This window comes from Cysteiniphilum litorale (assembly GCF_003428165.1).
Lineage (GTDB): Bacteria > Pseudomonadota > Gammaproteobacteria > Francisellales > Francisellaceae > Caedibacter > Caedibacter litoralis.
Map to the genome: position 1 here is coordinate 1 of NZ_QLIQ01000126.1, position 1,322 is coordinate 1,322.

Below are 1,322 nucleotides of genomic sequence, written 5' to 3' on the forward strand. Positions count from 1 at the left end.
TTAAGACGATTCAGCGTTTTCGCCCCTCATCTGAAGCATGGTTTTCATCGTTTTTAATCAAGCGCGGTGAGTTTTCGTCAGAGCATCGATTCTTCCTTGATCCGTATTCTAAGATTATTACGTCAACTAAAAGACAGGAAGTGGATGCGGTAAAAACTTATCGCAAACAGGGCTATAGTCTTAAAGAGGCGATTATGCTCACCGTTGAAGAATTTTATGGGGATGAATTAGCCGAGTTGCAGCAATTCAGTATGGCATTTGCGGATTTGCAGGAACGCAATCGGGTAGATGTTGATTATGCGTATTTTGAGCAGAAGTTGCAGGAGACTACGGATGCTCAGGTACATCAAAATCGGAGTTAGTTGAAGATGTTGGCAGTCGTTATGAGAGGTCAAAGAAGTCAAAGAAATGAAAGAAGTCAAAGAAGTCAAAGAGGTCAAATAGAAAAATGGTCATCACGTACGGTACTTTTAAACGCTTTTGTTATTTTCTGCATTTTTTGCTTTTTTTACTTATTCTGTGCATTTTTTCTATCAGCTTGCTTGGTATCACTCAATATAGTTACAGTAAAGACTTGGGTAAATATGGGCACACGTTTGACATCGTTGAAGTGAATTTTTTGGACTTCATTCATGTTAAGTTAAAAGCGCTTGAGCAAAGTGGATTTTTAGCGCAGTGGCAACGCGAGGTTCAAGATCAGGTGAAAGCAAAGATGTTACGTCCAACGCCTGTGAGTATTCCGACGACTGTAAGGCCAGATGTTTTTTATTATCAGCCGATTATTACTTTGCAAAAGGATATTATTGATCCTACAGGCAAGGTGATCTATCCGAAAGGACTAACCATCAATGCGTTGGATATTTCAACTTACCCCAAAGTGCTACAACAATATGCATTAACACCACCAATCTATGACACGGTATTACTATTTGCCGATGGGGATGATGTATTACAGGTCAAGTGGTTAAAAACCAAGCTTATGCAATTACAGCGGTCAAAAACGCCGCTTAAAGTGATTTTAACAGGTGGCAATGTGTATGAGGTCTCATTAGCACTTGATCATAATGTGCGTTTTGATCAGGGCGGATTTATTACCCGCACGTTTGGGATTAAAGCCGTACCAAGTATTGTGACGAAAGACAATGTATCGATGAAGATTCAAGAGATCAGTTATCGTGAGGTGGTTTTTTTAGCACAGATTGATTAGAAGCCAACTTAAGACAGAGTCAAAACAAAAAATAACAAAAAAAATAACAAGAAAATAGCAAACAATAACATACAAGATAAATTAAAGCGGGCGTTGCGAATGAATAAATTTAAGC

Annotated in this window: 2 protein-coding genes; both read left to right on the forward strand. The window is 38.7% G+C overall.

Annotation, left to right across the window (positions count from 1 at the left end):
• On the forward strand, nucleotides 1-362 hold a 362-nt coding region (locus DNJ75_RS14830; protein WP_206609134.1), incomplete at its 5' end, for a hypothetical protein.
• 176 nt (nucleotides 363-538) lie between these two features.
• Nucleotides 539-1,207 carry a hypothetical protein gene (locus tag DNJ75_RS14835; RefSeq protein WP_157968403.1) on the forward strand — a complete coding sequence of 223 codons (669 nt, stop codon included), beginning with the start codon at nucleotides 539-541 and terminating at the stop codon, nucleotides 1,205-1,207.
• The last annotated feature ends 115 nt before the right edge of the window (nucleotides 1,208-1,322 follow it).